We start from the raw sequence: 1,900 nt of genomic DNA on the forward strand, positions 1-1,900 counted from the left end.
CCCGCGACACCCCAAAAACACCCAGCCCGCAGAACCAGCAGACACCGGGTCTGCAGGACCCGCGAACGCCCAGGTTCACCCTGGTCGGCAGCTGCTGTCCGTCAAAGGGCGACGGATAAACGAGGAATGGCACTCGCGCCCCAGCCGGAATTCTGAACCACTAGAGAAAATCGAGCGCTGTCCGGTCGCCGGCACGCAGCACCGAGTTCCTCGGAAGGTCGAAGACGCCATGCTCAAGGATGAAACCGAATTCGAACCGACCGTTCAGGTCGATGAGCTCTCGCGCGTCGGCTGCCGCTTGTTCTCGCTGAACTGAGCGACGAGTCAGTCCACGGCTGCTCATCTCCGGCCACCCCGACCACGCGGCACGCTATCCTCCTACCCATGCTCGGGAACCCAAGGTCGGCGATTCACTGCAATCTCTGCCCGAGGTGCCGCCCGGCCGTCCTCGTCCTCCTCTCTCCAACGACCGACTGGGCAGAACCTGAGAGGACAGCGCTCTCCTGCCTTGTCGACTTGCTTACTGCCCGCCGGCATTTCTCATGACGACAACTTGAAGGCGTCCTTCAGCTGAGCCGCGTGTCCGCGCGCGACCTGTGCACCAGGGCGGCGGCGCTGTTTCATCCCAGATCTGACGAAAGCACTGCTTCGTGGCTTCCGTCGGATCGGTCGCATCATCGCTATCAGGAGCGAAGAGACGTTGTTGACCATCATCCCTGAGTGTCCGTAGGTCTGGAGCCACCCATTTGCCGATGGCGGCCACCGATATTGGGTTTGGGAGCCAGCGACCGCATCCGTCGGCGCCACCGTCCCGGCCTCGACGCCGAGTTGCCGATCCAGGCACTGGGCCTGGACTTGCCACGCACACCAGTCTCGAGCCAGATCATCGACTCGGCCATGACCGCAACAGCAGCATGCACCCGTCGGAGGCTCCGATACGGTCACGAAGCCTCACTCGGCGCAGCGAGCCCGCTCACAACCAGATGAACACGCTGCGGCAGGACCCAAGCTCTCGCCGGGCCGAGCAGACACAACCCGGCGCACAGGCACTGCACACCGCCCCTCCGCCTCCCATCAACGAATGTGGGGTCATCGGTCCGCTCCGCCGTCAGCGCCGAGGCCAGGACGGACCGACCCCGGGGCCCGGCTGGGCGCGGGCATGATTCCCTGGCATCCTCGACACCCGGCATCGGCGCCGCACCAGCCGTGGAGCGCGCGCAGGGCACTTGTGCGACCATGCGCGAGCAGGGTAGCTCCCAAGCGCACCAATGGCGGCGACGAAGAGCACCAGCGCCCGAACGATTCCACCGCTGAAGCGACGCTCGGCGGATCCCGGCGCTTGAGGCAAGGAGATGAGCGAAGAATTGCGAGCGGTAACCGTGAATCGACGATGAACACGCGGACGCGTAAGCCCTCGAGGGCAATACTCCCCGCCCTGTGGCCACCGGAACACCCTATCGATCGCACGTTCCTGAAAGGGCCGGTCGTCCTGGGGTGCCGGTGGCTTTTTGCAACGCAAGTTCCAGCCGAAAGCTGCACACCAGTTCTGGGAAGACCTGCTGCCTCATGTCAGCGTGGGAGAAAGACGTGGAGATTACAGTGAAAGAAGGAAATTCGAGGCACAGACGCATTCCCGTGAACTTCCGGCAGACATCGGCATACGCATTGCGATGTCGAATCGATGAATCGCTCGTACGGTGATTGCCGACATCGGCAGCCAGTTCTGCGGACTGACCCGAGCGTGACGTCATTTCGATCGGACGTCTGCTCTCGCCATCAGCGACACACCACCAGCATCACGCCGACACTTGCCGGTTCACCCGAGCATCAGAGCGCCATTGCCGTGGATATCGAGGGAGAGGTGGGTGCCGGCGGGGTGGTGCCGGCACGGTCAGCCCGA

At 63.7% G+C, this 1,900-nt stretch carries 1 protein-coding gene; it reads left to right on the forward strand.

Features of this window, described 5'->3' with window-relative positions; translation table 11 throughout:
- The coding region (locus LXN01_RS15940; protein ID WP_236866824.1) for a hypothetical protein at positions 1-316 on the forward strand (316 nt) is incomplete at its 5' end.
- Positions 317-1,900 lie beyond the last annotated feature (1,584 nt).

It is taken from the genome of Brevibacterium daeguense (genome assembly GCF_021729135.1).
GTDB classification, from domain to species: Bacteria; Actinomycetota; Actinomycetes; order Actinomycetales; family Brevibacteriaceae; genus Brevibacterium; species Brevibacterium daeguense.